Origin of the sequence: Mycolicibacterium sp. MU0053 (genome assembly GCF_963378095.1) — a bacterium.
Taxonomy (GTDB): domain Bacteria; phylum Actinomycetota; class Actinomycetes; order Mycobacteriales; family Mycobacteriaceae; genus Mycobacterium; species Mycobacterium burgundiense.
In genome coordinates this window covers 3775023-3797520 of the sequence record NZ_OY726397.1, presented here as the reverse complement: position 1 = coordinate 3797520, position 22498 = coordinate 3775023, and the positions used below count along the sequence as shown (strand labels likewise).

25 protein-coding genes are annotated in these 22498 nt (G+C 69.7%); 12 read left to right on the top strand and 13 right to left on the bottom strand.

Translation table 11 applies throughout. The features are described from left to right. Window positions 1–29: 29 nt before the first annotated feature. The 5 genes from RCP80_RS17960 to RCP80_RS17940 are packed head-to-tail and all read right to left on the bottom strand — an operon-like array spanning window position 30 to window position 3923. Window positions 30–440, bottom strand: a complete 411-nt coding sequence (locus RCP80_RS17960; RefSeq protein ID WP_308478964.1) for a SufE family protein — start codon at window positions 438–440, stop codon at window positions 30–32. Beyond that, on the bottom strand, window positions 437–1333 hold the full coding sequence (locus RCP80_RS17955) for a sulfurtransferase (protein ID WP_308478963.1): 897 nt from the start codon (window positions 1331–1333) through the stop codon (window positions 437–439). The genes RCP80_RS17960 and RCP80_RS17955 overlap by 4 nt, the downstream gene beginning before the upstream one ends. A 51-nt stretch (window positions 1334–1384) precedes the next feature. After that, on the bottom strand, window positions 1385–2017 hold the full coding sequence (locus RCP80_RS17950) for a Maf family protein (RefSeq protein WP_308478962.1): 633 nt from the start codon (window positions 2015–2017) through the stop codon (window positions 1385–1387). Beyond that, a complete protein-coding gene (locus tag RCP80_RS17945) occupies window positions 2014–2286 on the bottom strand; it encodes an acyl-CoA carboxylase epsilon subunit (RefSeq protein ID WP_373693370.1) in 273 nt (90 codons plus the stop codon). The genes RCP80_RS17950 and RCP80_RS17945 overlap by 4 nt, the downstream gene beginning before the upstream one ends. Before the next feature lie 11 nt (window positions 2287–2297). Further along, window positions 2298–3923, bottom strand: coding sequence for an acyl-CoA carboxylase subunit beta (locus RCP80_RS17940; protein WP_308478961.1), 1626 nt, complete (start codon window positions 3921–3923; stop codon window positions 2298–2300). Between the two features lie 113 nt (window positions 3924–4036). Here RCP80_RS17940 and RCP80_RS17935 point away from each other — a divergent pair, with 113 nt between their 5' ends. Beyond that, complete coding sequence (locus RCP80_RS17935) at window positions 4037–4555, top strand: PH domain-containing protein (RefSeq protein ID WP_308478960.1); 519 nt, start codon at window positions 4037–4039, stop codon at window positions 4553–4555. Here the strand turns inward: RCP80_RS17935 and RCP80_RS17930 are convergent. Then, window positions 4510–5193: a GtrA family protein gene (locus RCP80_RS17930; protein ID WP_308478959.1), complete on the bottom strand. Its 684-nt coding sequence runs from the start codon at window positions 5191–5193 to the stop codon at window positions 4510–4512. The two genes, RCP80_RS17935 and RCP80_RS17930, sit on opposite strands and share 46 nt — an antisense overlap. A 73-nt stretch (window positions 5194–5266) precedes the next feature. Between RCP80_RS17930 and RCP80_RS17925 the strand changes: the two genes are divergently transcribed. Genes RCP80_RS17925 through RCP80_RS17915 form a run of 3 tightly spaced genes read left to right on the top strand, consistent with a single transcriptional unit; the run spans window position 5267 to window position 8235 of the window. After that, entirely contained in the window at window positions 5267–6523 is a 1257-nt protein-coding gene (locus RCP80_RS17925) for a 5-(carboxyamino)imidazole ribonucleotide synthase (RefSeq protein WP_308478958.1), read from the top strand. Next, complete coding sequence (gene purE / locus RCP80_RS17920) at window positions 6524–7036, top strand: 5-(carboxyamino)imidazole ribonucleotide mutase (RefSeq protein WP_308478957.1); 513 nt, start codon at window positions 6524–6526, stop codon at window positions 7034–7036. 29 nt (window positions 7037–7065) lie between these two features. Further along, window positions 7066–8235, top strand: coding sequence for an acyl-CoA dehydrogenase (locus RCP80_RS17915; protein ID WP_308478956.1), 1170 nt, complete (start codon window positions 7066–7068; stop codon window positions 8233–8235). Here RCP80_RS17915 and RCP80_RS17910 read toward each other — a convergent pair. The 3 genes from RCP80_RS17910 to RCP80_RS17900 are packed head-to-tail and all read right to left on the bottom strand — an operon-like array spanning window position 8199 to window position 11260. Beyond that, window positions 8199–9044 carry a biotin--[acetyl-CoA-carboxylase] ligase gene (locus tag RCP80_RS17910; RefSeq protein WP_308478955.1) on the bottom strand — a complete coding sequence of 282 codons (846 nt, stop codon included), beginning with the start codon at window positions 9042–9044 and terminating at the stop codon, window positions 8199–8201. The two genes, RCP80_RS17915 and RCP80_RS17910, sit on opposite strands and share 37 nt — an antisense overlap. 10 nt (window positions 9045–9054) lie before the next feature. Continuing rightward, window positions 9055–9783, bottom strand: coding sequence for a TIGR03089 family protein (locus RCP80_RS17905; RefSeq protein WP_308478954.1), 729 nt, complete (start codon window positions 9781–9783; stop codon window positions 9055–9057). Window positions 9784–9793: 10 nt separating this feature from the next. After that, window positions 9794–11260: an LCP family protein gene (locus RCP80_RS17900; protein ID WP_308478953.1), complete on the bottom strand. Its 1467-nt coding sequence runs from the start codon at window positions 11258–11260 to the stop codon at window positions 9794–9796. 66 nt (window positions 11261–11326) lie between these two features. Between RCP80_RS17900 and rfbD the strand changes: the two genes are divergently transcribed. The 4 genes from rfbD (at window position 11327) to RCP80_RS17880 (ending at window position 15216) form a co-directional block, all read left to right on the top strand. Beyond that, window positions 11327–12187 carry a dTDP-4-dehydrorhamnose reductase gene (gene rfbD / locus RCP80_RS17895; RefSeq protein WP_308478952.1) on the top strand — a complete coding sequence of 287 codons (861 nt, stop codon included), beginning with the start codon at window positions 11327–11329 and terminating at the stop codon, window positions 12185–12187. Window positions 12188–12212: 25 nt separating this feature from the next. Beyond that, on the top strand, window positions 12213–13091 hold the full coding sequence (locus RCP80_RS17890; RefSeq protein WP_308478951.1) for a glycosyltransferase family 2 protein: 879 nt from the start codon (window positions 12213–12215) through the stop codon (window positions 13089–13091). Continuing rightward, window positions 13088–14173, top strand: a complete 1086-nt coding sequence (gene manB / locus RCP80_RS17885) for a mannose-1-phosphate guanylyltransferase ManB (protein ID WP_308478950.1) — start codon at window positions 13088–13090, stop codon at window positions 14171–14173. Before RCP80_RS17890 ends, manB begins: the two co-directional genes overlap by 4 nt. Window positions 14174–14334: 161 nt before the next feature. Next, a complete protein-coding gene (locus RCP80_RS17880) occupies window positions 14335–15216 on the top strand; it encodes an endonuclease domain-containing protein (RefSeq protein ID WP_308478949.1) in 882 nt (293 codons plus the stop codon). A gap of 77 nt (window positions 15217–15293) precedes the next feature. Here the strand turns inward: RCP80_RS17880 and RCP80_RS17875 are convergent, their stop codons facing one another. Genes RCP80_RS17875 through cofD form a run of 3 tightly spaced genes read right to left on the bottom strand, consistent with a single transcriptional unit; the run spans window position 15294 to window position 18171 of the window. Further along, window positions 15294–15827: an NUDIX hydrolase gene (locus RCP80_RS17875; RefSeq protein WP_308478948.1), complete on the bottom strand. Its 534-nt coding sequence runs from the start codon at window positions 15825–15827 to the stop codon at window positions 15294–15296. Continuing rightward, on the bottom strand, window positions 15824–17176 hold the full coding sequence (locus RCP80_RS17870; RefSeq protein WP_308478947.1) for a coenzyme F420-0:L-glutamate ligase: 1353 nt from the start codon (window positions 17174–17176) through the stop codon (window positions 15824–15826). Before RCP80_RS17870 ends, RCP80_RS17875 begins: the two co-directional genes overlap by 4 nt. Further along, window positions 17173–18171, bottom strand: coding sequence for a 2-phospho-L-lactate transferase (cofD, locus tag RCP80_RS17865; protein WP_308478946.1), 999 nt, complete (start codon window positions 18169–18171; stop codon window positions 17173–17175). The genes RCP80_RS17870 and cofD overlap by 4 nt, the downstream gene beginning before the upstream one ends. 415 nt (window positions 18172–18586) lie before the next feature. Here cofD and RCP80_RS17860 point away from each other — a divergent pair, with 415 nt between their 5' ends. Next, entirely contained in the window at window positions 18587–18850 is a 264-nt protein-coding gene (locus RCP80_RS17860; protein WP_308482909.1) for a WhiB family transcriptional regulator, read from the top strand. 16 nt (window positions 18851–18866) lie between these two features. Here RCP80_RS17860 and RCP80_RS17855 read toward each other — a convergent pair whose 3' ends face one another. Continuing rightward, window positions 18867–19289 (bottom strand): metallopeptidase family protein, encoded by a 423-nt coding sequence (locus tag RCP80_RS17855; protein WP_308482908.1) that lies wholly within the window; start codon window positions 19287–19289, stop codon window positions 18867–18869. Between the two features lie 185 nt (window positions 19290–19474). Between RCP80_RS17855 and RCP80_RS17850 the strand changes: the two genes are divergently transcribed. The 3 genes from RCP80_RS17850 to RCP80_RS17840 all read left to right on the top strand — a co-directional run bounded on the left by RCP80_RS17850 (window position 19475) and on the right by RCP80_RS17840 (window position 22477). Beyond that, entirely contained in the window at window positions 19475–19897 is a 423-nt protein-coding gene (locus tag RCP80_RS17850) for a DUF3499 domain-containing protein (RefSeq protein ID WP_308478945.1), read from the top strand. Between the two features lie 88 nt (window positions 19898–19985). Then, window positions 19986–21404, top strand: a complete 1419-nt coding sequence (locus tag RCP80_RS17845; protein WP_308478944.1) for a phosphomannomutase/phosphoglucomutase — start codon at window positions 19986–19988, stop codon at window positions 21402–21404. Next, the gene (locus RCP80_RS17840) at window positions 21401–22477 is read left to right on the top strand and encodes a TobH protein (protein ID WP_308478943.1); all 1077 of its coding nucleotides are present in this window, start codon (window positions 21401–21403) and stop codon (window positions 22475–22477) included. Before RCP80_RS17845 ends, RCP80_RS17840 begins: the two co-directional genes overlap by 4 nt. The last annotated feature ends 21 nt before the right edge of the window (window positions 22478–22498 follow it).

Sequence of the window (22498 nt, the reverse complement as noted above, 5' to 3'; positions counted from 1 at the left end):
CCTAGCAACACCCGGCGCGGGGCAGGGTGTTACCGCAGGCGGCGCTTGATCCGGGTCAGCATGGCCGACATGCCGCGTAGGCGCAGCGGGCTGATCAAGGCCGCCAGACCGAGTGCGGTGTAGAAGTCGTCGGGTACGGCGAGGATGTCGTCCCTGGACTGCCCGTCGAGGCCCGTTGCCAGGATGGACGCGAACCCGCGGGTGGTCGGGGCCTCGGCCGGGGCCGAGAAGTACAGCCGGACGCGCGCCGGATCGGCGGCGTCGACATGCAGGAACAGCGGCGACTGGCATTCGGGCACCGGTTCCATCGCGGCCTCTTCGAGGTCGGCGGGCAGCGGCGGCAACTCGCCGGCGAATTCCAGCAGCAGTTGCAGCTTGTCCTGGCCTTCGACTTCGGTGAAATCGGAGACCACCTCGGCCAGCGGCGCCGGCATGCTCATGCCGAGGGCACTTCCCCGGGGCTCTCGCCGGTCGTGATGGGCACCCGCACGGTGTTGCCCCATTCGGTCCAGGAGCCGTCGTAGTTGCGCACGTCCGACATGCCCAGCAGGTGGGTCAGCACGAACCAGGTGTGACTGGAGCGCTCGCCGATGCGGCAGTAGGCGATGACGGGCTTGCCGGCCTCGCGGGCAAACCCGTAGATCTCGTCGAGTTCGGCCCGGCTGCGGAACCGGCCGTGGTCGTCGGCGGCCCTGGCCCACGGCACCGACAGGGCCGAGGGGATGTGGCCGCCGCGCAGCGCGCCCTCCTCGGGGTAGTCGGGCATGTGGGTGCGTTCGCCGGTGTACTCCTGCGGTGAGCGGACGTCGATCAACGTCTCGACGCCCAGGGTCGAGAGCACGTCTTCCTTGAAGGCGCGGATCGGTACGTCATTGCGTTCCACGACCGGATACCCGGTCGAGGTCCGGCTCGGCACCTCCAGCGTGGTCTCGCGGCCGTCGGAGATCCACAGGTCGCGCCCGCCGTCGAGCAGGCGGACGTCCTCGTGACCGAAGAGGGTGAACACCCACAGCGCGTAGGCGGCCCACCAGTTGCTCTTGTCGCCGTAGATCACCACGGTGTCGTCGCGTGAGATGCCCTTGCGGTCCATCAGTTCGGCGAACTGCTCGCCGCTGATGTAGTCGCGGACGCGGGTGTCGTTGAGGTCGGTGTGCCAGTCGATCTTCACCGCGCCGGGAATGTGTCCGACGTCGTAAAGCAGGACGTCCTCGTCGGATTCGACGATGGCGAGGCCCTTGCTACCGAGGTGGGCGGACAGCCAGTCGGCGGTCACCAGGCGTTCGGGGTGGGCGTAGGCCTTCAGGGCGGGGCTGGGATCTGCAGGAAGGGGCACGAATCCGAGAGTACCGGGCAGTACCCGATCGCGGTCGGCGGAGGTGCGAGGCTACCGTCGGGCGTCCCACAGTTGGCTGACCGCAACCCCGACCCGCTCGAACAGTCGGCGGGTCAGCGGCAGGCTCAATCCGATGACGTTGGACGGATCGCCCTCGATGCGTTGGACGAACCATCCGCCGAGACCGTCCAGGGTGAAGCCGCCGGCCACGCCCAGCGGTTCCCCGTCGGTGATGTAAGCCGTCAGATCCGCGTCCGGCGGTGAGTCGAAATGTACTGTCGTGCTCCGGGTTTCGCTGACCATGCGGTTCGGCCGGCCGGCGTGCAGGCGGATGACGCAGTGCCCGGTCAGCAGCTGGCCGGAGCGGCCCGCCATCGCCTGCCATTGCGTCCGCGCGGCCTCGGGGGTGCCGGGCTTGCCGCACAGTGCGCCGTCGAGCAGCAGCATCGAGTCAGCGCCGATCACAACGCAATCGGCGGCGACCTCGGCCGGGACCACGGCGGCCACCGCGTCGGCCTTGGCCTCGGCCAGCGCGCTGACCACCGCCGCCGGCCCCGCACCGGGCTGGGCGGCGATCAGCGCATCCTCATCGACCTGCGACACGATGACCAGCGGGTCGATACCCGCACCGCGCAGCACCGAAAGTCGGCCCGTGGAGGCCGAACCCAGGACAACCCGGGTCATCGGCGCATGTGGGTCCGTTCCAGCAGCGTGACGCGCTGCCAGCTGCTGACCGAATAGCGCAGCTTGTCGACCGGGTGGCCCCAGGGGTTGAGTTCCTGCGGCCCGGGCACCGGTGCGCCCCCGCCCGCGGCGGCCAGCACGGTCGCCAGCGCGGCGATCTCCTCGTCGGTCGGCTTGCCCTTGAGGATCTGGACCTCCGGCACCGGCGGTGCCGGGTCGTCGATCGTCATGTCCCGCGGGTCGCTGACCTCGGTGATATCGGAGTCCATCGAAAGTCCTCTCAGAGCGGGATGTTGCCGTGCTTCTTCGGCGGGGTCTGCACGATCTTGCGCTCCAACAGCCGCAGCGCGGTGGAGATGTATCCCCGCGTGTGCGACGGCGGGATGACCGCGTCGAGGTAACCGCGCTCGGCGGCGACGTACGGGTTCACCAGGGTGTCCTCGTAGGACTGCTGCAGTTCGAGCCGCAGCGCGTCGACGTCGTCACCGTTCTTGGCGGCCTCCTTGAGCTCGGGGCGGTACACGAAGCCCACCGCGCCCGAGGCGCCCATCACCGCGATCTGGGCCGTCGGCCACGCGACGTTGACGTCACAGCCCATGTCCTTAGAACCCATCACGCAGTACGCGCCGCCGTAGGCCTTGCGGGTGATCACGGTGATCTTGGCGACGGTCGCCTCGCCGTAGGCGTAGAGCAGCTTGGCGCCGCGCCGGATGATGCCGTTGTACTCCTGATCGGTGCCGGGCAGGAAGCCGGGCACGTCGACGAGCATCACGATCGGGATGTTGAAGCAGTCGCAGGTCCGCACGAACCGGGCGGCCTTCTCCGAGGCGTTGATGTCCAGGCAACCGGCGAACTGGGTGGGCTGGTTGGCCACGATGCCGACCGGGCGACCGTCGATGCGACCGAACCCGACCACGATGTTCTGCGCGTAACCGGCTTGTACTTCCAGGAATTCGTCGTCGTCGAGGATCCGGGTGATGACCTCGTGCATGTCGTACGGCTGGTTCGGCGAATCCGGAATCAGCGTGTCGAGCTCGAGGTCGGTGTCGGTGAGGTTGTCCTCGATGGCGCCCGGATGCGCCGGCGCGGGATAGCGCGGCGGCTCGGCGTAGTTGTTGGGCGGCAGATAGCTCAGCAGATCGCGCACGTACTCCAGCGCGTCCTGCTCACCGGAGGCGACGTAGTGCACCGTCCCGGACTTGGACATGTGGGTCTGGGCCCCGCCGAGGGCCTCCATGGTGACGTCCTCGCCGGTGACGGTCTTGATGACGTCGGGACCGGTGATGAACATCTGGCTGGTCTGGTCGACCATGATGACGAAGTCGGTCAGCGCGGGGGAGTACACATGCCCGCCGGCCGCGGCACCCATGATCAGCGAGATCTGCGGGATGACGCCGGAGGCCTTGATGTTGTTGTGGAAGATCTTGCTGTAGAGGCCGAGCGAGACCACCCCCTCCTGGATGCGGGCGCCGGCGCCGTCGTTGATGCCGATCAGCGGTCGGCCGGTCTTGATGGCCAGTTCCTGGACCTTGACGATCTTCTCGCCGTAGACCTCGCCGAGGCTGCCGCCGAAGACCGTGGCGTCCTGGCTGAACACGCACACGTCGCGGCCGTCGATGGTGCCGTAGCCGGTGACCACACCGTCGCCGAGCGGGCGGTTCTTGTCCAGGCCGAAGTTCTTGCTGCGGTGCTTGGCCAACGCGTCGAGTTCGACGAACGAACCCTCGTCCAGCAGCGCCAGCACCCGCTCGCGCGCGGTCAGCTTGCCCTTGGCATGCACCTTCTCCACGGCGGCCTCGCCCACCGGGTAGATGGCCTCCTCGGCGCGCTTGCGCAGCTCGGCCAGCTTGCCGGCGGTGGTATGGATGTCGGCAGTCTCGTTCTCAGGCTCGGTAACGCTCGTCATGGCCTAGATGCTATCGGCGGGCCGTCGGGGTCTGACGCTCGGCCCTTACGAGTCCCTTAAGAAGGCCCGGTCGGACCCGCCGGGCGCGGCGGCACCACCGTAAACTCTCGGCGGTGGGCTACCCCGACAATGTCCTGGCCAGAGACGAGCAAGTGGTGCTGCACCGGCATCCGCACTGGAAGCGGTTGGTCGGTCCCGTCCTGATCCTGTTGCTGGCGACTGCGCTGGGTTCCTTCGGCGCGGCCTACGTCAACTCGCTCGAGTGGGACGCGAACGCCACCACGGTGGTGTCGCTGGTGATCCTGGCGGTGTGGCTCGTGCTGGTCGGCTGGCTGTCGCTGTGGCCGTTCTTGACGTGGCTGTCCACCCATTTCGTGATCACCGACCGGCGGGTGATGTTCCGGCACGGATTGCTGACCCGCACCGGCATCGACATCCCACTGGCGCGCATCAACAGCGTGGAATTCCGGCACGGGATCGTCGACCGGATGCTGCGCACCGGCACCCTGATCATCGAGTCAGCGAGTCAGGATCCCCTGGAGTTCTACGACATTCCGCGCGTGGAGAAGGTGCACGCGCTGCTCTATCACGAGGTTTTCGACACCGTGGGATCCGACGAATCCCCGAGCTGACGCGCCGCGCGCCGACGCGACCGGCGCAGCGGTGTCACCACATTGTCCGGATCGGGCTGGCCCAGCGGGTGCCGCAACTCGTAGTCGTCCTCGAGAACCTCGGCGATGCCGCCGGCGGTCAAGGTGGATTCCATGGCCTTGTCGGGGTTGCGCGCGAATTCCTGGGGGAACACGAACCGGCGGAAGGCCCAGAACCGGAACATCATCTGCAGCAGGTTGCCGATGATGTAGGCGGAGATGAAGTCGGCGATGTTCTCGGTGGTCAGCGACACCATCGGGACGCGCAGCATCAGCACGTAACTCGAGACCGCCAGCGGCGCCATGCTCAACATCACCCCGACGCCGCTCACGCCGAAGAACAGCAGCGCCTCGTGGTGGCGTTCGCGGCCACCGCGGTCGCGGAAGCTCCATTCCCGGTTCAGGATGTATGACGCGATCACCGCGACGATGCCGGCGATGATCTTGGCCGTGACCGGCTTGGGTTCGAGGATCGTCAGCTTGAGCGTGTAGAAAATCGCCGAGTCGATGACGAACGTGGTCGCTCCGACGATGGCGAACTTGATCAGCTCATGGTGCCGCTCGGCGAACGGTCGGACCGGGCGGGGAAGACGCGCGATCGTGGCATCGGCAAAGGACACGAATAGCCAGTGTACGGAAACATAGGTGCCGGCGCTTAATCGTGCCTGCTACCCGCCATGACACCATGGAAACGTGCCCGAATCGTCTCGTACGCGCTCAGCGCAGGCCGCGCCCGTGGTGGCCATGGTCGGCGGTGGTCAGCTGGCCCGAATGACCCACCAGGCCGCCATCGCCCTGGGGCAGAGCTTGCGGGTCCTGGCGGCCGACGCGGGCGATCCGGCCGCGCAGGTCAGCCCGGACGTGGTGATCGGCGCGCACACCGACTACGACGCGCTGCAGCGGGTCGCCAAGGATGCGACCGTGCTGACGTTCGACCACGAGCACGTGCCCACCGAGCACCTGGCGAAGCTCGTCGCCGACGGCGTCACGGTGGCCCCGCCGCCCGAGGCGCTGGTGCACGCCCAGGACAAGCTCGTCATGCGGACCAAGCTCGCGGCGCTGGGCGCGCCGGTGCCGCGGTTTGCCGAGGTGACGACCGCAGCGGTGGCCCACCGGTTCGCGGTCGAGGCCGGCGGCACCGCGGTGATCAAGACCATCCGCGGCGGCTACGACGGCCGCGGCGTGGTGCTGGTCGACGATCCAGCACAGGCCCGCGACGTGGCGCAGCGCTACCTGGCCGACGGGGTGCCGATCCTGATCGAGGAACGGGTGGTCATGCGCCGCGAGCTCTCGGCGCTGGTCGCGCGCTCGGCGTTCGGTCAGGGCGCGGCCTGGCCGGTGGTCCAGACCGTGCAGCGCGACGGCATCTGTGTGGAGGTCATCGCCCCGGCACCGGAGCTGTCCGAGGGCACCGCGGCCGCCGCCGCGCAGCTCGGCCTGCGGCTGGCCCACGAACTCGGCGTGGTGGGGGTGCTGGCGGTCGAGCTGTTCGAGACGCTCGACGGCGCGATCCTGGTGAACGAGCTCGCGATGCGCCCGCACAACTCCGGGCACTGGACCATGGACGGCTCGGTCACCAGTCAGTTCGAACAGCATCTGCGCGCGGTGCTCGACTATCCGCTCGGCGACACCGCGGCGTTGGCACCGACCACCGTGATGGCCAATGTGCTGGGGGCCCCGCAGATCCCGGCGATGAGCGTCGACGAACGGATCCATCACCTGTTCGCCCGGATGCCCGAGGCGAAGGTGCACCTGTACGGCAAGGCGGAGCGACCCGGACGCAAGCTGGGTCACGTGAATCTGGTGGGCCGGCCCGGCGAGGATCTGCGGGACCTGCGGGAGCGGGCCGAGAGGGCGGCACACTGGTTGTCGCATGCGGAATGGACCGATGGGTGGGATCCACACGCCGGGGACGACGCGGGGCGCACCGATGAGGAGAAGCAGGCGTAGATGACGAAGAGCACTGGCCCCCGGGTTGGGCTGATCATGGGCAGCGACAGTGACTGGCCGGTCATGACCGAGGCCGCCGACGCGCTGGCGGATTTCGAGGTGCCGTTCGAGGTCGGGGTGATCTCCGCGCACCGGACGCCGGAACGGATGCTCGACTACGCCCGCACCGCCGCGGACCGCGGCGTCGAGGTGATCATCGCCGGCGCCGGGGGCGCCGCGCACCTGCCGGGCATGGTCGCCGCCGCGACGCCGCTGCCGGTGATCGGGGTTCCGGTGCCGTTGGCGCGCCTCGACGGGTTGGATTCGCTGCTGTCGATCGTGCAAATGCCCGGCGGGGTGCCGGTGGCGACGGTGTCCATCGGCGGCGCCCGCAACGCCGGCCTGCTCGCGGTGCGCATCCTGGGCGCCTCGGATCCGGCGCTGCGCGCCCGCATGGTGGCGTTCCAGGCCGACCTGGAGGCCATGGTGCTGGAGAAGGACGCGGCCCTGCGAGCCAAGCTCCTGGGCGAGTAAAGTTACCGACGAGTAGCAAGGAGGCCGTGATGGCTGTGTGGAGCGGGAATCCGTCTTTCGATCTGTTCCAGTTGCCCGAGGAGCATCAGGAGTTGCGCGCGGCGATTCGGGCGTTGTCCGAGAAGGAGATCGCGCCGTACGCCGCCGACGTCGACGAGAACGCGCGCTTCCCGGAGGAGGCGCTGGCGGCGCTGAACGCCTCGGGGTTCAGTGCGGTGCATGTGCCCGAGGAGTACGGCGGTCAGGGGGCGGATTCGGTGGCGGCCTGCATCGTCATCGAGGAGGTCGCCCGTGTCGACGCTTCGGCGTCGTTGATTCCGGCGGTGAACAAGCTGGGCACCATGGGGTTGATCCTGCGCGGCTCCGATGAGCTCAAGGCGCAGGTGCTGCCCGCGATCGCCGACGGTTCGGCGATGGCCTCCTACGCGCTCTCGGAGCGCGAGGCCGGTTCGGACGCGGCCGCGATGCGCACCCGCGCCAAGGCCGACGGCGACGACTGGATCCTCAACGGCGCCAAGTGTTGGATCACCAACGGCGGCAAGTCCACCTGGTACACCGTGATGGCGGTGACCGATCCCGACAAGGGGTCCAACGGGATCTCGGCGTTCATGGTGCACGCCGAGGACGAGGGCTTCACCGTCGGACCCAAGGAACGCAAACTGGGCATCAAGGGCTCGCCCACCACCGAGTTGTACTTCGAGAACTGCCGGATCCCGGGCGATCGGATCATCGGCGAGCCCGGCACCGGCTTCAAGACGGCGTTGGCGACCCTGGACCACACCCGCCCGACCATCGGCGCCCAGGCCGTCGGCATCGCCCAGGGCGCACTCGATGCGGCGATCGAATACACCAAGGACCGCAAGCAATTCGGGAAATCCGTCAGCGACTTCCAGGCCGTGCAGTTCATGATCGCCGACATGGCGATGAAGGTCGAGGCCGCGCGCCTGCTGGTCTACACCGCCGCCGCCCGCGCCGAACGCGGCGAGGGGCACCTGGGATTCATTTCCGCGGCCAGCAAGTGCCTGGCCTCCGATGTGGCCATGGAGGTCACCACCGACGCCGTGCAGTTGTTCGGCGGGGCCGGCTACACCACCGACTTCCCCGTGGAACGCATGATGCGCGACGCCAAGATCACCCAGATCTACGAGGGCACCAACCAGATTCAGCGCGTCGTGATGTCCCGCGCGCTACTGCGCTGAATCGGCCGCAGGTGCGTGATATCGCCGGCTGACACCGTCACGCCGCCGGCGCCATCGTCGATGCCGAGGCGGCCGAGTCGGTCGACATGCGTTGCGGTGCCGGTGATCTCGTTTCCGCCCGGCAGCTGCGCGCGCACCGGTGTGCCCAGCGTGAGGCTGTGCCGGACATAGTCGTCGAGCAGCGCGGCATCGGGGCCGGCCGACCGCTGCCAGGCGGCGATGCGGGCACCGAGGTGGTGCAGCAGCGTCGCGGCGAGCGCGGTCCGGTCGACCTCGCCGTGGCCGAGCAGCAGCAGCGACGTCGCGCCCGCGTCCGGTGCCTCGTCGGCGCTCAGCGTGACGTTGAGACCCAGTCCGACGACGATCGCGGGGGCGGGGCTGGCGACCTCCGCCAGGATCCCGGCCAGCTTGCCGTTGGGGGCCAGCACATCGTTGGGCCATTTCAGGCCGACCTGCAGACCGCAGATCTCGCGCACGGCGTCGACCACGGCCACCCCCGTCAACAGCGGCAGCCACCCCCAGGCGTCGGTGGGCACGTTTGCCGCGGACACCCCGACCGACACCGAAAGCTGGGAGCGGGGCGGCGCGGACCAGGTCCGGCCGTGCCGGCCGCGACCGGCCGCCTGATACTCGGCCAGCAGCACGTCCCCGGTGATGTCCGCACCGGCCGCGGCCCGGGCCAACAGGTCGGCGTTGGTGGAACCGGTTTCGGCCACGACGTCGAGGCTTCGCCAGGGGGAGTCGGCGCCGAGCACGCGCTCGCGCAGGACGTGCCGGTCGAGCTCGGGCCGCAGCGCCTCGGTTGCCATGGCAGCCAGCCTAACCGGCGGGTTGATCGAGGCGCCGGGTCACCTTTTCGGTCCGGTTCCGGCGCTCGGTGACGTCGGCGTCGGAACTGGGGTTGACGACCTGCACCAGCGAGGCGCCCACCGCGAACACCCCGACCAGGTTTCGCAGCAGCTCGTCCGGTGTCGACCAACCCAGGGCCGCCGCCACCCGGTCGGTGGCCTGCAATCCCATTGCCGCCGCGGCGTTTCGGGCCTCGGTGTACACCTCTTCGGGTGAGCGTCCGGTCAGCGCCGGGCCGGGTTGTGGCTCGGGGATGAGCTGATCGCCCTGGACGCGTACCGCCGTCGCGTAGTCGGTGATCCCGACCGGCAGATCCGGCACCGACTTGCCGAACGGATCCAGCGACAGCACCGCGATCTCGCCCATGCCGACCGCCTCGTCGGCCTCGTCGAGCCGATCGAGCGTGCACAGCGCGACGTCGGCCGGCCCCGCCAGCGTCACCTCGGCGCCGATCCACCACACGCCGAACACCACGGCCGCGGTCTGCCAGTGCGCGGGCAGCAGCACCGCGACCTTGCTGCCGGGCTGCGCGCCGAGTTCGTCGCGCAGCAGGTTGCCGGTCTTGGCCGCCCAGTTGGCCAACGTCGCGGTTGACAGTTCGATGCGTTCGCCGGTGGCGTCGTCGTAGTAGGTGATGCGCGGGGCGGCGGGATTATCACGCAGCAGCGGATCCAGCACCGCCGAGGCCAAGTTGAGCATGTCGCTCAGGCTAATTGACGCACTTGGGGTCGTCGGATCCGGCGGTGATGATCGGCGAGGGCGCCGGCGCCGAGTTCACCTGCAGGGTGCTGGCCTCGGTCGAACTCGACAGCTCGGGGGCGTAGCCGTCGAGGCCGGAACCGGGGCCGGTGTAGTCGTAGGACAGCACCACCCGCACGGTGCCCTCGGGCACCGCCTCGTCGGCCACGACCGGCAGGCCGAGTTCCTCGGCGATCGCCTGCGCGCCGAGGTCGTCGGACTTGGCGGCCTGGATCTGGCTGTGGTCGACCGGTGCGCGGTCGTTGTTGCCCACGTGGCCGGGCGTGAAGCCCTTGCCGTTCAGGATCGTCGACACCGCCGCGGCCAGCCCGCCCACATCGGAGTCGTTGATGACATCGACGGTGGTCTTGTCCGGCGAGTAGGAGATCTCCTCGGTCTTGCCCTCGTCCTGGTTGTGCAGCAGGCTGTCGACCCAGTCCTTGACCGCGGTCGAATCCACCCGCACCACGCTCTGCATGCCGTCGTCGCTCCAGCCGGCCTCATCGAGCACCGGGATGGTGGCGAACACCACATTGCCCGCGGCCAGCTTCTGCAGCTGGTCGACGAAACTCATGATGTCCCACCCCTCGGAGAGCACCACCGAGCGCTGCACGGCGTCCTGGAGCCGGTTGAGGGTGGCCGGGCTGGACAGCGTCTTGCCCGAGATCACCTGGTGGGCAAGGGAAGCCATCACGACCTGCTGGCGCACCACCCGGTCGAGGTCGCCGCGGGGCAGATCGTGGCGCTGCCGCACGAAGCTCAGGGCCTGCGGGCCGGACAGCTTCTGCCAGCCGGCCGGGAAATCCGCGCCGGAAAGCGGTTCGTAGACCGCATCTTTGAGGCACACGTCGACGCCGCCGAGCGCATCGGTGATCAACGAGAAGCCGAGCAGGCCGATCTCGGCGTAGTGGTCGACGGTGACGCCGGTCAACTTGGCCACGGTCCTGATCAGGGCCTCACGGCCGGCCTCGATGCCGCGCTTCTCGCCCTCGAGCGGATCCATCTTCTGGACCTCGATGAGGTCCTTCATCACCGCGAGCTTGGCGTCCCCGTAGACGCCGTTGATCTTCATCTTGCCCTCGTCGTCGGGCAGTTCCACATAGGTGTCGCGCGGAATCGAGATGGCGGTGGCGGAGCGCCCGTTGTTGGGGATGCGCACCAGGATGATGGTGTCGGTGTTGGTGGCCACGTCGTTGCCGGCGTGCAGGACCGCCAGTTCCTCCGGGGTCAGCGGGTTGCCGTGGGCGTCGGTGCGACTGTCGGAGCCCACCAGCAGGATGTCGATGGCGCCGTCGTCCCCGTCGCCGCCGAGGGCCGCGGTACTGATGTGGTGGATGCCGCCCTCGAACGAGCGGATCTTGGCCCAGGCCACGCCGGTACCCAGCACGATCGCTACGGCAATCACACTGGACATCACGCGTAAGACCCGGACCGGCACCAGGCAAGGCTACTTGCGACAGCGCCGGTATCCGGTTAGCCCGACTCGGCGTGCCAGACTCTGAGTGTGTCGCAGCGAATCGTCATCACGGGTGCAGGGGGTCAGGTCGGCCGGTTTCTGGCCGCGCAGGCGAGGGCGGCCGGCCGGCCGGTGCTGGCGCTGGATTCCGCGCAGTGGAACATCGCCGATCCGGCCGCAGCACCGGCGCTCACCAGTGCCGACGTCGTCGTGAACTGCGCGGCCTACACCAATGTCGACGGCGCCGAACAGGATCCCGAGACGGCCCACGCGGTCAACGCGACGGGCGCGGGACACGTGGCGCGGGCCTGTGCCGCCGCCGGCGCCCGACTGCTGCACATCTCCACCGACTATGTGTTCAGCGGCGATTTCGGCGGCGGGTCGGCGCGGCCGTACGAACTCGACGACACCACCGACCCGCTCAACGTCTACGGCCGCAGCAAGCTCGCCGGCGAGCACGCGGTGGCCGCGGCGCTGCCCACCGCGACCGTGGTCCGCACCTCCTGGGTCTACACCGGGGCCGCCGCGGGCAGCGACTTCGCGGCCGTGATGGCCCGCAAGGCGCGCGAAGGTCAGGCCGTGGACGTGGTGTCGGATCAGGTCGGCTCGCCGACCTACACCGGTGACCTGGTGGCCGCGCTGTTGCAGATCATCGACGACGACGTGCAGGCGCCGCTGCTGCACGCGGCCAATGGCGGCGCGGGCAGCCGCTACGAGCAGGCCCGCGCGGTGTACGCGGCCGTGGGCGCCGACGCCGAGTTGGTCCGGCCCGTCGGCACCGACGCCCACCCGCGGCCGGCCGCGCGCCCGTCGTACTCGGCGTTGGGCGCCGGTCAGTCCGAGCGGGCCGGGCTGCGGCCGTTGCCGTCCTGGGCGGATGCGGTGGCTCGGGCACTGGCCGCGGTCTGATCCTGGTGCGGATACCCTCTACGCCGTGACTGACGAACTGCCTGTGGTGACGGTGACGTACTCACCGGGCCCGCACCTCGAGCGGTTCCTGTCGTCGTTGACGGTCGCCACCGACCGTCCGACCAGCGTCGTCATCGCCGACAACGGCTCCGAGGACGGCGCCCCGGAAGAGGCCGTCGAACGCTATCCGAACGCCCGGGTGCTGCACACCGGCGCGAACCTGGGCTACGGACGCGCCGTCAACCGCGGCGTCGCGCAGTTCGAGTCCGGCTGCGGCGAGTTCGTGGTCATCGCCAACCCCGATGTGGTGTGGTCACCCGGCAGCATCGACGCGCTGCTCGAGGTCGCGCAGCGCTGGCCCAAGGCCGGCGCCGTCGGCCCCTTGATCCGCGATCCCGACGGTGCGGTGTACCCGTCGGCGCGGCACCTGCCCAGTGTCATCCGCGGCGGCATGCACGCGGTGGTGGGCCCGTTCTGGAAGAGGAATCCGTGGACGGCGGCCTACCGCCAGGACCGCGAGACGCCCACCGAGCGCGTGGTGGGCTGGTTGTCCGGCTCCTGCCTGCTGGTGCGGCGCGAGGCGTTCGACCAGGTCGGCGGCTTCGACGAGCGCTACTTCATGTACATGGAGGACGTCGACCTCGGGGACCGGTTGGCCCGCGCGGGTTGGCAGAACGTCTACGCACCCTCGGCGGAGATCCTGCACGACAAGGGTCACGCCACCGGCCGCGATCCGGCCCGTAATCTGGCCGTACACCACCAGAGCACGTGGACCTACCTGTCGGATCGCCATTCCGGGTGGCGGCGCAGTCCGCTGCGGTGGGCGATGCGGGGTGCGCTGGCGGTGCGTTCAACACTGGTCGTCCGCCGGTCCCGGCGCGAGATGAGGAGGCTGGGCGGATGAGCGGATTCGATCCGAAGAAGGTCGATGCCGTCGTGCTGGTCGGGGGCAAGGGCACCCGGTTGCGGCCGTTGACGCTGTCGATGCCCAAGCCGATGCTGCCGACGGCGGGGTTGCCGTTCCTGACGCACCTGCTGTCCCGGATCGCCGCGGCCGGCATCGAGCGCGCGGTGCTGGGCACCTCGTACAAGGCCGACGTGTTCGCCGAGGAGTTCGGCGACGGCTCCAAGCTGGGCCTGGAACTCGAGTACGTCTTCGAGTCCGACCCGCTGGGCACCGGCGGCGGCATCGCCAACGTCGCCGACAAACTGCGGCACGACACCGCGGTGGTGTTCAACGGCGACGTTCTGTCCGGCGGGGACCTGGGTTCCATGCTGGAGTTTCATCACGGCCACGACGGCGGGCTGACGCTGCACCTGGTCCGGGTCGCGGACCCGCGCGCGTTCGGTTCGGTCCCCACCGACGAGAACGGCCGCGTCACAGCGTTTCTGGAGAAAACCCAGGATCCGCCGACCGATCAGATCAACGCCGGCTGTTATGTGTTCGACCGCGAGATCATCGACCGCATCCCGCGCGGGCGGGCGGTGTCGGTGGAACGCGAGGTGTTCCCGGTGCTGCTGTCGGAGGGCGTGAAGCTGTACGGCTACGTCGATGCCACCTACTGGCGCGACATGGGCACGCCCGAGGACTTCGTGCGGGGCTCCTCGGATCTGGTGCGCGGCATCGCCCCGTCACCGGCATTGCCGGGTCAGCGCGGCGAAAGCCTGGTGCACGACGGCGCTTCGGTGGCCCCGGGCGCGGTGCTCATCGGTGGCACGGTGGTCGGCCGCGGTGCGGTCATCGGACCCGGCGCGCGCCTCGACGGCGCGGTGATCTTCGACGGTGCGCGGGTTGATGCCGGTTCGGTGATCGAGCGCTCGATCATCGGGTTCGGCGCGCGGATCGGGCCGCGGGCGCTGATCCGCGACGGCGTCATCGGCGACGGTGCGAACATCGGGGCGCGCTGCGAGTTGCTCCGCGGCGCGCGGGTGTGGCCGGGAGTCGAACTGCCGGACTGCGGGATTCGGTACTCCAGCGACGTGTGATTGCCGCGAGCGCTCAGCGTTGTACACATCACCCCCGGCGAGCGCTCACCGTCGTACGTTCCGCGCGCATTTTGCGTACAAGGATGGCCGCTGGCCGGTTATGCACAGGGATGGGCAGCGGTGAATAGCGCCCCAGTCAGGCGGCCGCACACGCTGTCCGGGTGCCACCTGAACTCCGCCGCCTGTTCCTCGCGCAAGGACGCGTCGCGACCTCGGCGCAGCTACTCGAACACCTCAGCCGTCGCACCGTGCAACGTCAACTGCGCGACGCGGCGCTGGTCAAGATCTGGCCGGGCGTCTACAGCCTGGGTGCACCCGACCGGCGGACCCTGTTGCGGGGGCTGGATATTCGGTGCGGCGAGCCGGTGGTGGCGTGTCTGTCGACAGCGGCGGCGGCGTTCGGGTTCGACACCGAGGACGTGACCGCCCTGCACGTCCTGAATCCGCTCGGTCATCGACTGCGCAGCGCTGCCGGTCTCGTGGTGCACCGCCGCGCGGGTGCGCCGCTGACCATCTGGGCCGGGCGGCCCGTCACGCGGCCGGGCTGGACCGCGGTCGAGGTGGCGAGAACGCTGGACCGGCCCAGGGCGCTGGCGACCTTGGATGCGGCGCTGCGCAGCCGGACGTGTGATCGCAGCGACCTCACCGAGGCCGCGGTAGCTCAGGCGGGACGGCGCGGAATCGTCCTGGTTCGCGATCTGATCCCGCTGACGCGCGCCGAGTCCGAGTCGCCGATGGAGAGTGAAGCACGGCTGGTCATGGTCGACGGCGGATTGCCGGAGCCGGTGCTGCAATACGAGGTCATCGACCGCGACGGACGCCGCTGGCGGCTCGACTTCGCCTGGCCGGAACACAGATTCGCGGTCGAGTACGACGGGTTCGACTGGCACAGCTCGACCGAGCACCTGCGCCGAGACCGGCAGAAGCGCGCCGCGTTGCAGGAGCTGGGCTGGCGGGTGTTGCACCTCGTCGCCGACGATGTGCGCAGCCGGCAGGCGTCGATGGTGCGCCGGATCGGTGCGCAGTTGGCCGCCGCTGCCTGACGTGCGGGCGAGCGCTCATCCTGGTACGCCACAGACCGAGTTTGCGTACCACGGTAGCCGCTCGCCATGGGTGTGCGTCAGGAACTCGCGCGGGCCACCAGATACGCCAGGGCGTGATCGGCATCGGCTGGTAGCGCATCGGTGGGCCACCAACGCAGATCCAGGGATTCAGTGCTGACCGCGATCTCGGCGCCGGCCGGTGCACGGGCGACGAACTGCAGATCGAGGTGCCGGGTGGGTACCCCCAACGAGCAGGTCACCGGGTGCACATGGATGGCCGTGAGATTCGGGTCGATGTCCAGCCCGGCGATGCCGGACTCCTCGGTGCCTTCCCGCAGCGCCGCGGCGACGATGTCGGGGTCGTGGTCCTCACAGTGGCCGCCGAGTTGCAGCCAGCGGCCGATGCGCGGATGCAGGGTCAGCAGCACCTGGGTCCCGGTTTGGTCGAGCACGGCGACCGAGGCCGTGATGTGGCCCGGCACGCAGGCCCGTTGGCAGGCGTCCTCGCGGGCCAGCGTGAACGCCAGGACGGCCTGCCGTAACGCATCCTGTTCGGGATCGGGTGCGGCCCAGTCGCTCAGCACGGTGATCACCGAGTCGCGCAGCGTCATCGCAGCACCAGCAGCCCGTCGGCCTCGACCGGGTCGCGCGGGTCCGGCGGACCGTCGGGATGATGCCCGACGGCGATGGCGCCCAACGGTTCCCAGTCCGCGGGCAGGTCGAGTTCGGCGCGCACCAGATCGGCGGCGAAGATCGTCGACCCGATCCAGCAGCTGCCCACGCCGCGGACCGCCAGCGCGACCAGCAGCGCCTGCACCGCGGCACCGACCGCGACAGTGAACATGGTGTGCTCCGCGGCGGCCCGCGCGGCATCCGGATAGCTGTGGGCGCCTTCGGGGACCAGGAACGGAATGAGCACTTCCGGGGCGTCGTAGAGGATCTGGCCGCGCGCCACCCGACGCTCGACGGCCCCGGCGGACTTGCCGTCGGCGCTCAGGTCGGCGCGCCACTGGTCCTTCATCCGGTCCAGCAGCGCGGTGCGCCGCGCGGTGTCGCGCACCCACACGAAACGCACCGGCCGGGTGTGGTGCGGCGCCGGTGCGGTCAACGCCTCGGCCACCGCGGCCTCGATGACGGCCGGGTCGACCGGATCGGGGGAGAAGCGGCGCACCGAGCGACGCAGCAGCTGGGCCTGCCGGCGGCCCAGCTCGATGGACTCGGCGGTGCCCAGCCAGAACAGGTCCTCCTCGCCGCCGCGGATCAGGGCCTTACCGGTCGAGCCGTCGTCGGGCAACCGCAGCCCGCGCACCACAGCGATCGGTATCCCGGTCAGCTTGCCCTTGACCAGATCGGCGGCGGCGGCCAATTCGTCGGCCACGGCCACCTCGGTGACCAGCAATTCGTTGCCGTGGGTGTCGGCCGCGCCCGCGTACCCGTAGAGCACCGGCACGCCGGCCGCCCCGATTGCGACGTCGGTCTGGCCGTTGCGCCAGGCGCGTCCCATGGTGTCGGTGATGACGATCGCCACCGACACCCCGAGCCGCTCCCGCAGCCCGGCGCGCAGCCCGGCCGCACTCGCGTCGGGGTCGGTGGGCAGCAGCGCCAATTCGTCGCTGCCGATGTTCGAGCCGTCCACGCCCGCGGCGGCCTGCACCAGGCCGTAGCTGTTCTCGGTGATCAGGGTGCGACCCTTGCGCGCCAGCACCCGCACCGCCTCGTCGTCGATGAGTTTGCGACGCAGCGCATCACGCTCCTCGGGATCGGTCGGGGCGGGGACCACGCGGCCCTCCACCTTCGACACCACCTTGCTGGTGACCACCACGATGTCGTCGTCGCGCAGCCACGGGGCGGCCGCGGCTATGGCCGCCACCAGATCGTCGCCGGGGCGGAAGTCGGGCAGGCCGGCGACGGGCAGGATCTCGACGGTGGATGCGGCGCCGTGTTCGGGGGTTGAACTCACGGCGCGGCCACGCCGACCAACTCCAGGCCCGCGCGCACCATCTGCGCGGTGGCCGTGGGGTCGGTCATCAACAGCGGGACCGATCGCACCGCGACGCCGTCGATCTCGGCCTGGTCGCCCTGATGCACGAGCCAGCCGTCGAGGATGCCGGTCGCGGACCGGGCGCCGTAGTGGCGGCCCACGGCCTGCGAGGTGGATTCGACCCCCACCACCGACAGGCATTCGTCGGCCATGCCGCGCAACGGGCGCCCGCCGATGATCGGGGAGTAGCCCACCACCGGTGCCGGCGTCGAGCGCAGTGCACCCCGGATGCCGGGGATCGCCAGGATCGCGCCGATGCTCACCACGGGGTTGGACGGGGCCAGGAAGACGATGTCGGCCCCGGCGATGGCCTCGGCGACACCCGCGGTCGCGGTGGCCTTCTCCGCTCCGACGAAGGCGAAACTGTGGGTCGGCACCTTCGCGCGGTAGCGCACCCACCATTCCTGGAAGTGGATGGCCTTGCGCTCGTCGGTGCCGGGTTCGGTGATGACGACGTGGGTTTCGCTGCGGTCGTCGGAGGCCGGCAGTAGCCTGGCCCCGGGCGCCCAGCGTTTGCACAGCGCCTCGGTCACCTGGGACAGCGGGTAGCCGGCCCGCAGCATCTGGCTGCGCACCAGGTGGGTCGCCAGGTCGCGGTCGCCGAGGCCGAACCAATCGGGCTGGACGCCGTAGCGCGCCAACTCGTCCTTGGCGTTCCAGGTTTCGCCGCGGTGGCCCCAGCCGCGGTCCGGGTCGATCCCGCCACCAAGGGTGTACATGCAGGTGTCCAGATCGGGGCAGATCCGCACGCCGTGCATCCACGCGTCGTCGCCGACGTTGACGACGGCGGTCAACTCGTGGTCGCCGGAGTCGGTAGGCTGGGCGCCCGCAAACTGTCCCAGCCCCAACAACTGCTGCACGCCCAACAGGAAGCGGGCGCCGCCCACTCCACCAACCAGTACGGTGACCTTCACACCGATCGAGACTAGGCGTTGGCCTGCCGCGCCGGTCAACTGGTAGTGCCGGGATCGACACGCAGAAATCTCAGTGCGATTACTCACACGACACGCCAATGGAACGACGCGCCGCAATTTCGACGATTGGTGGTATGAATTTCGGCCGTTGCGCTTGACCCCAGCAGCTAACCCGTGTCTAATCACATCAGTGTCATTTCCCGGTTGGCCGGCCGGTTCCGGTGTCGCAGACCGAGATTCGATCATATGTTCGAATTGGGATGACCACAGAACAAATAGTGGGCGACATTCAAGAATTGACGAAACCAAGGTGAGGAGGCGGAACATGTCGTTTGAGCAATATTTCGGCTCGATTGGCAGTGCACCGCACACCAATATGGACTCGGCAACGGGGGCAGTGGCGGGGCGTTCGCATTTGAGTGTGGTGCCGGACAATTTCGCACCCGCGCCGGCAACCGAAGACGAGGACTGGCAAGAGAATGCGCTGTGCGCGCAAACCGACCCGGAAGCCTTTTTCCCCGAAAAGGGCGGTTCCACGCGTGAGGCCAAGCGCATCTGCCTGGGTTGCGAGGTGCGGGACCGGTGCCTGGAGTACGCGCTGGCCAACGATGAGCGCTTCGGCATCTGGGGCGGGCTCTCCGAGCGGGAGCGGCGCCGGCTGAAGCGCGGCATCATCTAGCAAATACGGTCGCCGGTCACTCGTCGTCGATGGACGGGTCGATCACCGTCGGCTCCACGCCCAAGAACGTGGCCACCTGCGCCACCAGAATGTCGTGCAACAGATCACCCAGGTCCAGGGAGTCCTTGGCGCGGCGCTCGATCGGCTTGCGAAACAAGACCATTCGCGCGCGCGTCGAGTTGCCCCGGACATCCACCCCGGCAGGGATCAGCCGGGCCAACGCAATCGGACCGTCCGCGATGACCTCCGGCGGGAACTGCACGTTGTCCGGATCGCGCGGCGAGATTCGCGGAATCTCGTCGACCGCGATGTCCAGCCCGGTCAGCCGATCGTGCCACCGGCGTTCGATCGGTTCGTAGGCCTCGAGGACCGCCATGTCGAACCGTTCGGCGCGGCTGCGCCACCCGGGAACGGTCGGCGGCAGCAGCGGCCCGCGCACTTCTCGGCCGTGCCGCGTCGCCCGCCGCCGGGCCCGACGGGCCGGACCGGGACGGAAACTGCGGGAATCAGCCACGCGCCGATCGTATCCGGCGGGAAAAACCGCAAGATAACGGTTCGTACACCGCGGCGGGGTGTGCGCGTGTCCCGCCTTGCCGAATCGTTGGCGCACGATAGCCTCACGGAGTGAATGTTCCCCGTCGCTGCTGCAGGCCCGGGTGCCCCCATTACGCGGTGGCGACGTTGACGTTCGTTTATTCGGATTCGACCGCCGTCGTGGGCCCGTTGGCCACCGTGGCCGAACCGCACTCCTGGGATCTCTGCGTCACCCACGCCGGCCGGATCACCGCGCCGCGCGGCTGGGAACTGGTGCGCCATGCCGGTCCGCTGCCCACCCACACCGACGACGACGACCTGGTGGCGTTGGCCGATGCGGTGCGTGAGGGACAACAGGCCGCCGCACCGGCTCCGGTACACGGATTCTCCGAGCCCGCGCCACATCAGGGTGCCGCGCACACCGGCGCGGTGCTGGCTCCGCCCGCGCACCGCCCCACCGGGGTCGGCCGCCGGCGCGGCCATCTGCGGGTGCTGCCCGACCCCAGCGACTGAGCCTGCCGCGCAGCGGTAACCGCTAGGCTGACGGGGACGTTTTAGCCCGTTCGATGCACCGGAGTTTGTGCTGTCAGGAGTCTTGAGCATGTCGCGTTCCCCCGGGTTCGCCGCCGCTGCGGTGCACCGCGTGATCAAGGCTTACGACGTGCGAGGCCTGGTGGGCGAGGAGATCGACGCCGCCTTCGTCACCGCGGTCGGTGCGGCGTTCGCCCGGCTGGTGCGGGACACGAGTTCGACGGTGGCCATCGGCTATGACATGCGCGCCAGCTCGCCGGAGTTGGCGGCGGCCTTCGCCGACGGCGTCACCGCTCAGGGCCTCGACGTGGTGCGGATCGGGCTGGCCTCCACCGATCAGCTCTATTTCGCCGCCGGACTGCTGGACTGCCCGGGCGCGATGTTCACTGCGAGCCACAATCCGGCGGCCTACAACGGGATCAAGCTGTGCCGGGCCGGTGCCAAACCCGTGGGGCAGGACAGCGGCTTGGTCCAGATCCGCGACGACGTCATCAACGGCGTACCGCACTATGACGGCCCGGCCGGCACCGTCACCGATCGCGACGTGCTCGCCGACTATGGCGATTTCCTGCGGTCGCTGGTGGACATCACGGGGCTGCGGCCGCTGAAGGTGGCCGTCGACGCGGGAAACGGGATGGCCGGCCACACCGCCCCGGCGGTGCTCGGCCCGATCGAGGCGTTGCAGGTGCTGCCGCTGTATTTCGAACTCGACGGCACCTTTCCCAACCATGAGGCCAATCCGCTGGACCCGGCGAACCTGGTGGACCTGCAGCAGTTCGTGGTGTCCAGCGGCGCCGACATCGGGCTGGCGTTCGACGGTGATGCCGACCGGTGCTTCGTGGTCGACGAGCGCGGCCTGCCGGTTTCGCCGTCGGCCGTCACCGCGATGGTGGCCGGGCTCGAGCTGTCCCGCGAGATCGGCGCCACGGTGATCCACAACCTGATCACCTCGCGCGCGGTGACCGAGCTGATCATCGAGCGGGGCGGCACACCGGTGCGTTCTCGGGTCGGGCACTCCTACATCAAGGGCCTGATGGCCGAGACCGGGGCGATCTTCGGCGGCGAGCACTCCGCCCACTACTACTTCCGGGACTTCTGGGGCGCCGACTCCGGCATGCTCGCGGCGCTGTACGTACTTGCCGCGCTGGGCCGTTCGGATCGTCCGCTCTCGGAGCTGACCGCCGACTACGAGCGCTACGCGGCCTCCGGTGAGCTCAACTACACCGTCGCCGACGCACCCGCAGTGGTCGAAGCGGTCCTGCGGTGGTTCGGCAACCGGGTGCATTCGCTGGACCACCTCGACGGTGTCACGGTCGATCTCGGCGACGATGCGTGGTTCAACCTGCGCTCCTCCAACACCGAACCGCTGCTGCGGCTCAACGTCGAGGCCCGTACACCCGCCGAGGTGGGTGACATCGTCGGGCAGGTCGAAGCGCAGATCGAGTTGGTGGCCGCGGCCGCGCTCACCGGCCCGCAGGCGGTGCCGTGAACGCAGTGCGCGCCGTCGTCGACCTCGACGACACGCAGGGCCTGATCGCCGCCGACCGCGACGGGCTGCTGCGCGCGGCCTCGCTGGCGGGGGCACAGGTGCGCGCGACCGCGGCGGCGGTCGCCGAGGGCGCGCTCGATTCGATCCGGACCGATCAGCGGCCGCGGTCGGTGGTCTGGGTCGCCGGGCGCGGCTCGGCCGAGTCGGCGGGCGCGGTCCTGGCGGCCACCCTCAGCAGTGCGGCCGTCGAACCGATCGTGCTGGCCGCCGAGGCGCCGCCCTGGATCGGGCCGCTCGATCTGGTGGTGGTCGCCGGCGACGACCCGGCCGACCCGACGCTGGTGGGCGCGGCGGCGATGGCGATCCGCCGCGGTAGCCGGCTGGTGGTGGTCGCCCCGGTCGAAGGGCCGCTGCGCGAGGCCGCGGCCGGACAGTCGGCGGCGTTGCCCCCACGGCTGTGGGTGTCCGACGAATTCTCCTTCTGCCGTTATCTGGCCGCGGGCCTGGCGGTCGTGCAGGCGGTCGACGCCACGGTCTCCACGGACCTGGATGCGCTCGCGGACGAACTCGATGCCGAGGCGCTGCACAACAGCGCGGCGCGCGAGGTATTCACCAACGCCGCCAAATCGCTGGCCGACCGCATCGCCGGGCGCGATGTGGCGCTGGTCGGCGACGGTGCGGCGACCCTGGCGCTGGCCCGCTACGGCGCGGCGCTGTTCCTGCGGGTTGCGGGGCACCCGATCGCCGCGGCGGGTCTGGCCGATGCCCTGGCCGCGCTGGCCGCGCCGGCCGTGGCGACCCCGGGAGTCGACGCGCTGTTCCACGACGAGCAGATCGACGGGCCGGCACCGGCGCAGTTGCGGGTGCTGGCGCTGACGCTGACCGCCGAGCGGCCCGCGCTGGCCGCGCGACTCAGCGGTTTTCCGGACGTCGACATGGTCGGTATCCAGGACGTTCCGGACGCCGAGGGGACGCCGGCCACGGTGGCAGTGGGCCGCCCCGAACAGCAATTGGCTACGCTCGCTGTTCGGCTCGGAATGGCCGCGGCGTACCTGCGACTGGTTCGGGGCTGACGGTGTGGGGTCGGGCATGAC

What these genes read in the sequence shown, in the direction of transcription:
- RCP80_RS17960 (WP_308478964.1), bottom strand. Translation starts at nt 440, where the DNA reads ATGAGCATGCCGGCGCCGCTGGCCGAGGTGGTCTCCGATTTCACCGAA.
- RCP80_RS17950 (WP_308478962.1), bottom strand. Translation starts at nt 2,017, where the DNA reads ATGACCCGGGTTGTCCTGGGTTCGGCCTCCACGGGCCGACTTTCGGTG.
- RCP80_RS17945 (WP_373693370.1), bottom strand. Translation starts at nt 2,286, where the DNA reads ATGGACTCCGATATCACCGAGGTCAGCGACCCGCGGGACATGACGATC.
- RCP80_RS17940 (WP_308478961.1), bottom strand. Translation starts at nt 3,923, where the DNA reads ATGACGAGCGTTACCGAGCCTGAGAACGAGACTGCCGACATCCATACC.
- purE (WP_308478957.1), top strand. Translation starts at nt 6,524, where the DNA reads ATGACGAAGAGCACTGGCCCCCGGGTTGGGCTGATCATGGGCAGCGAC.
- RCP80_RS17915 (WP_308478956.1), top strand. Translation starts at nt 7,066, where the DNA reads ATGGCTGTGTGGAGCGGGAATCCGTCTTTCGATCTGTTCCAGTTGCCC.
- RCP80_RS17910 (WP_308478955.1), bottom strand. Translation starts at nt 9,044, where the DNA reads ATGGCAACCGAGGCGCTGCGGCCCGAGCTCGACCGGCACGTCCTGCGC.
- RCP80_RS17905 (WP_308478954.1), bottom strand. Translation starts at nt 9,783, where the DNA reads ATGCTCAACTTGGCCTCGGCGGTGCTGGATCCGCTGCTGCGTGATAAT.
- manB (WP_308478950.1), top strand. Translation starts at nt 13,088, where the DNA reads ATGAGCGGATTCGATCCGAAGAAGGTCGATGCCGTCGTGCTGGTCGGG.
- RCP80_RS17875 (WP_308478948.1), bottom strand. Translation starts at nt 15,827, where the DNA reads ATGACGCTGCGCGACTCGGTGATCACCGTGCTGAGCGACTGGGCCGCA.
- RCP80_RS17845 (WP_308478944.1), top strand. Translation starts at nt 19,986, where the DNA reads ATGTCGCGTTCCCCCGGGTTCGCCGCCGCTGCGGTGCACCGCGTGATC.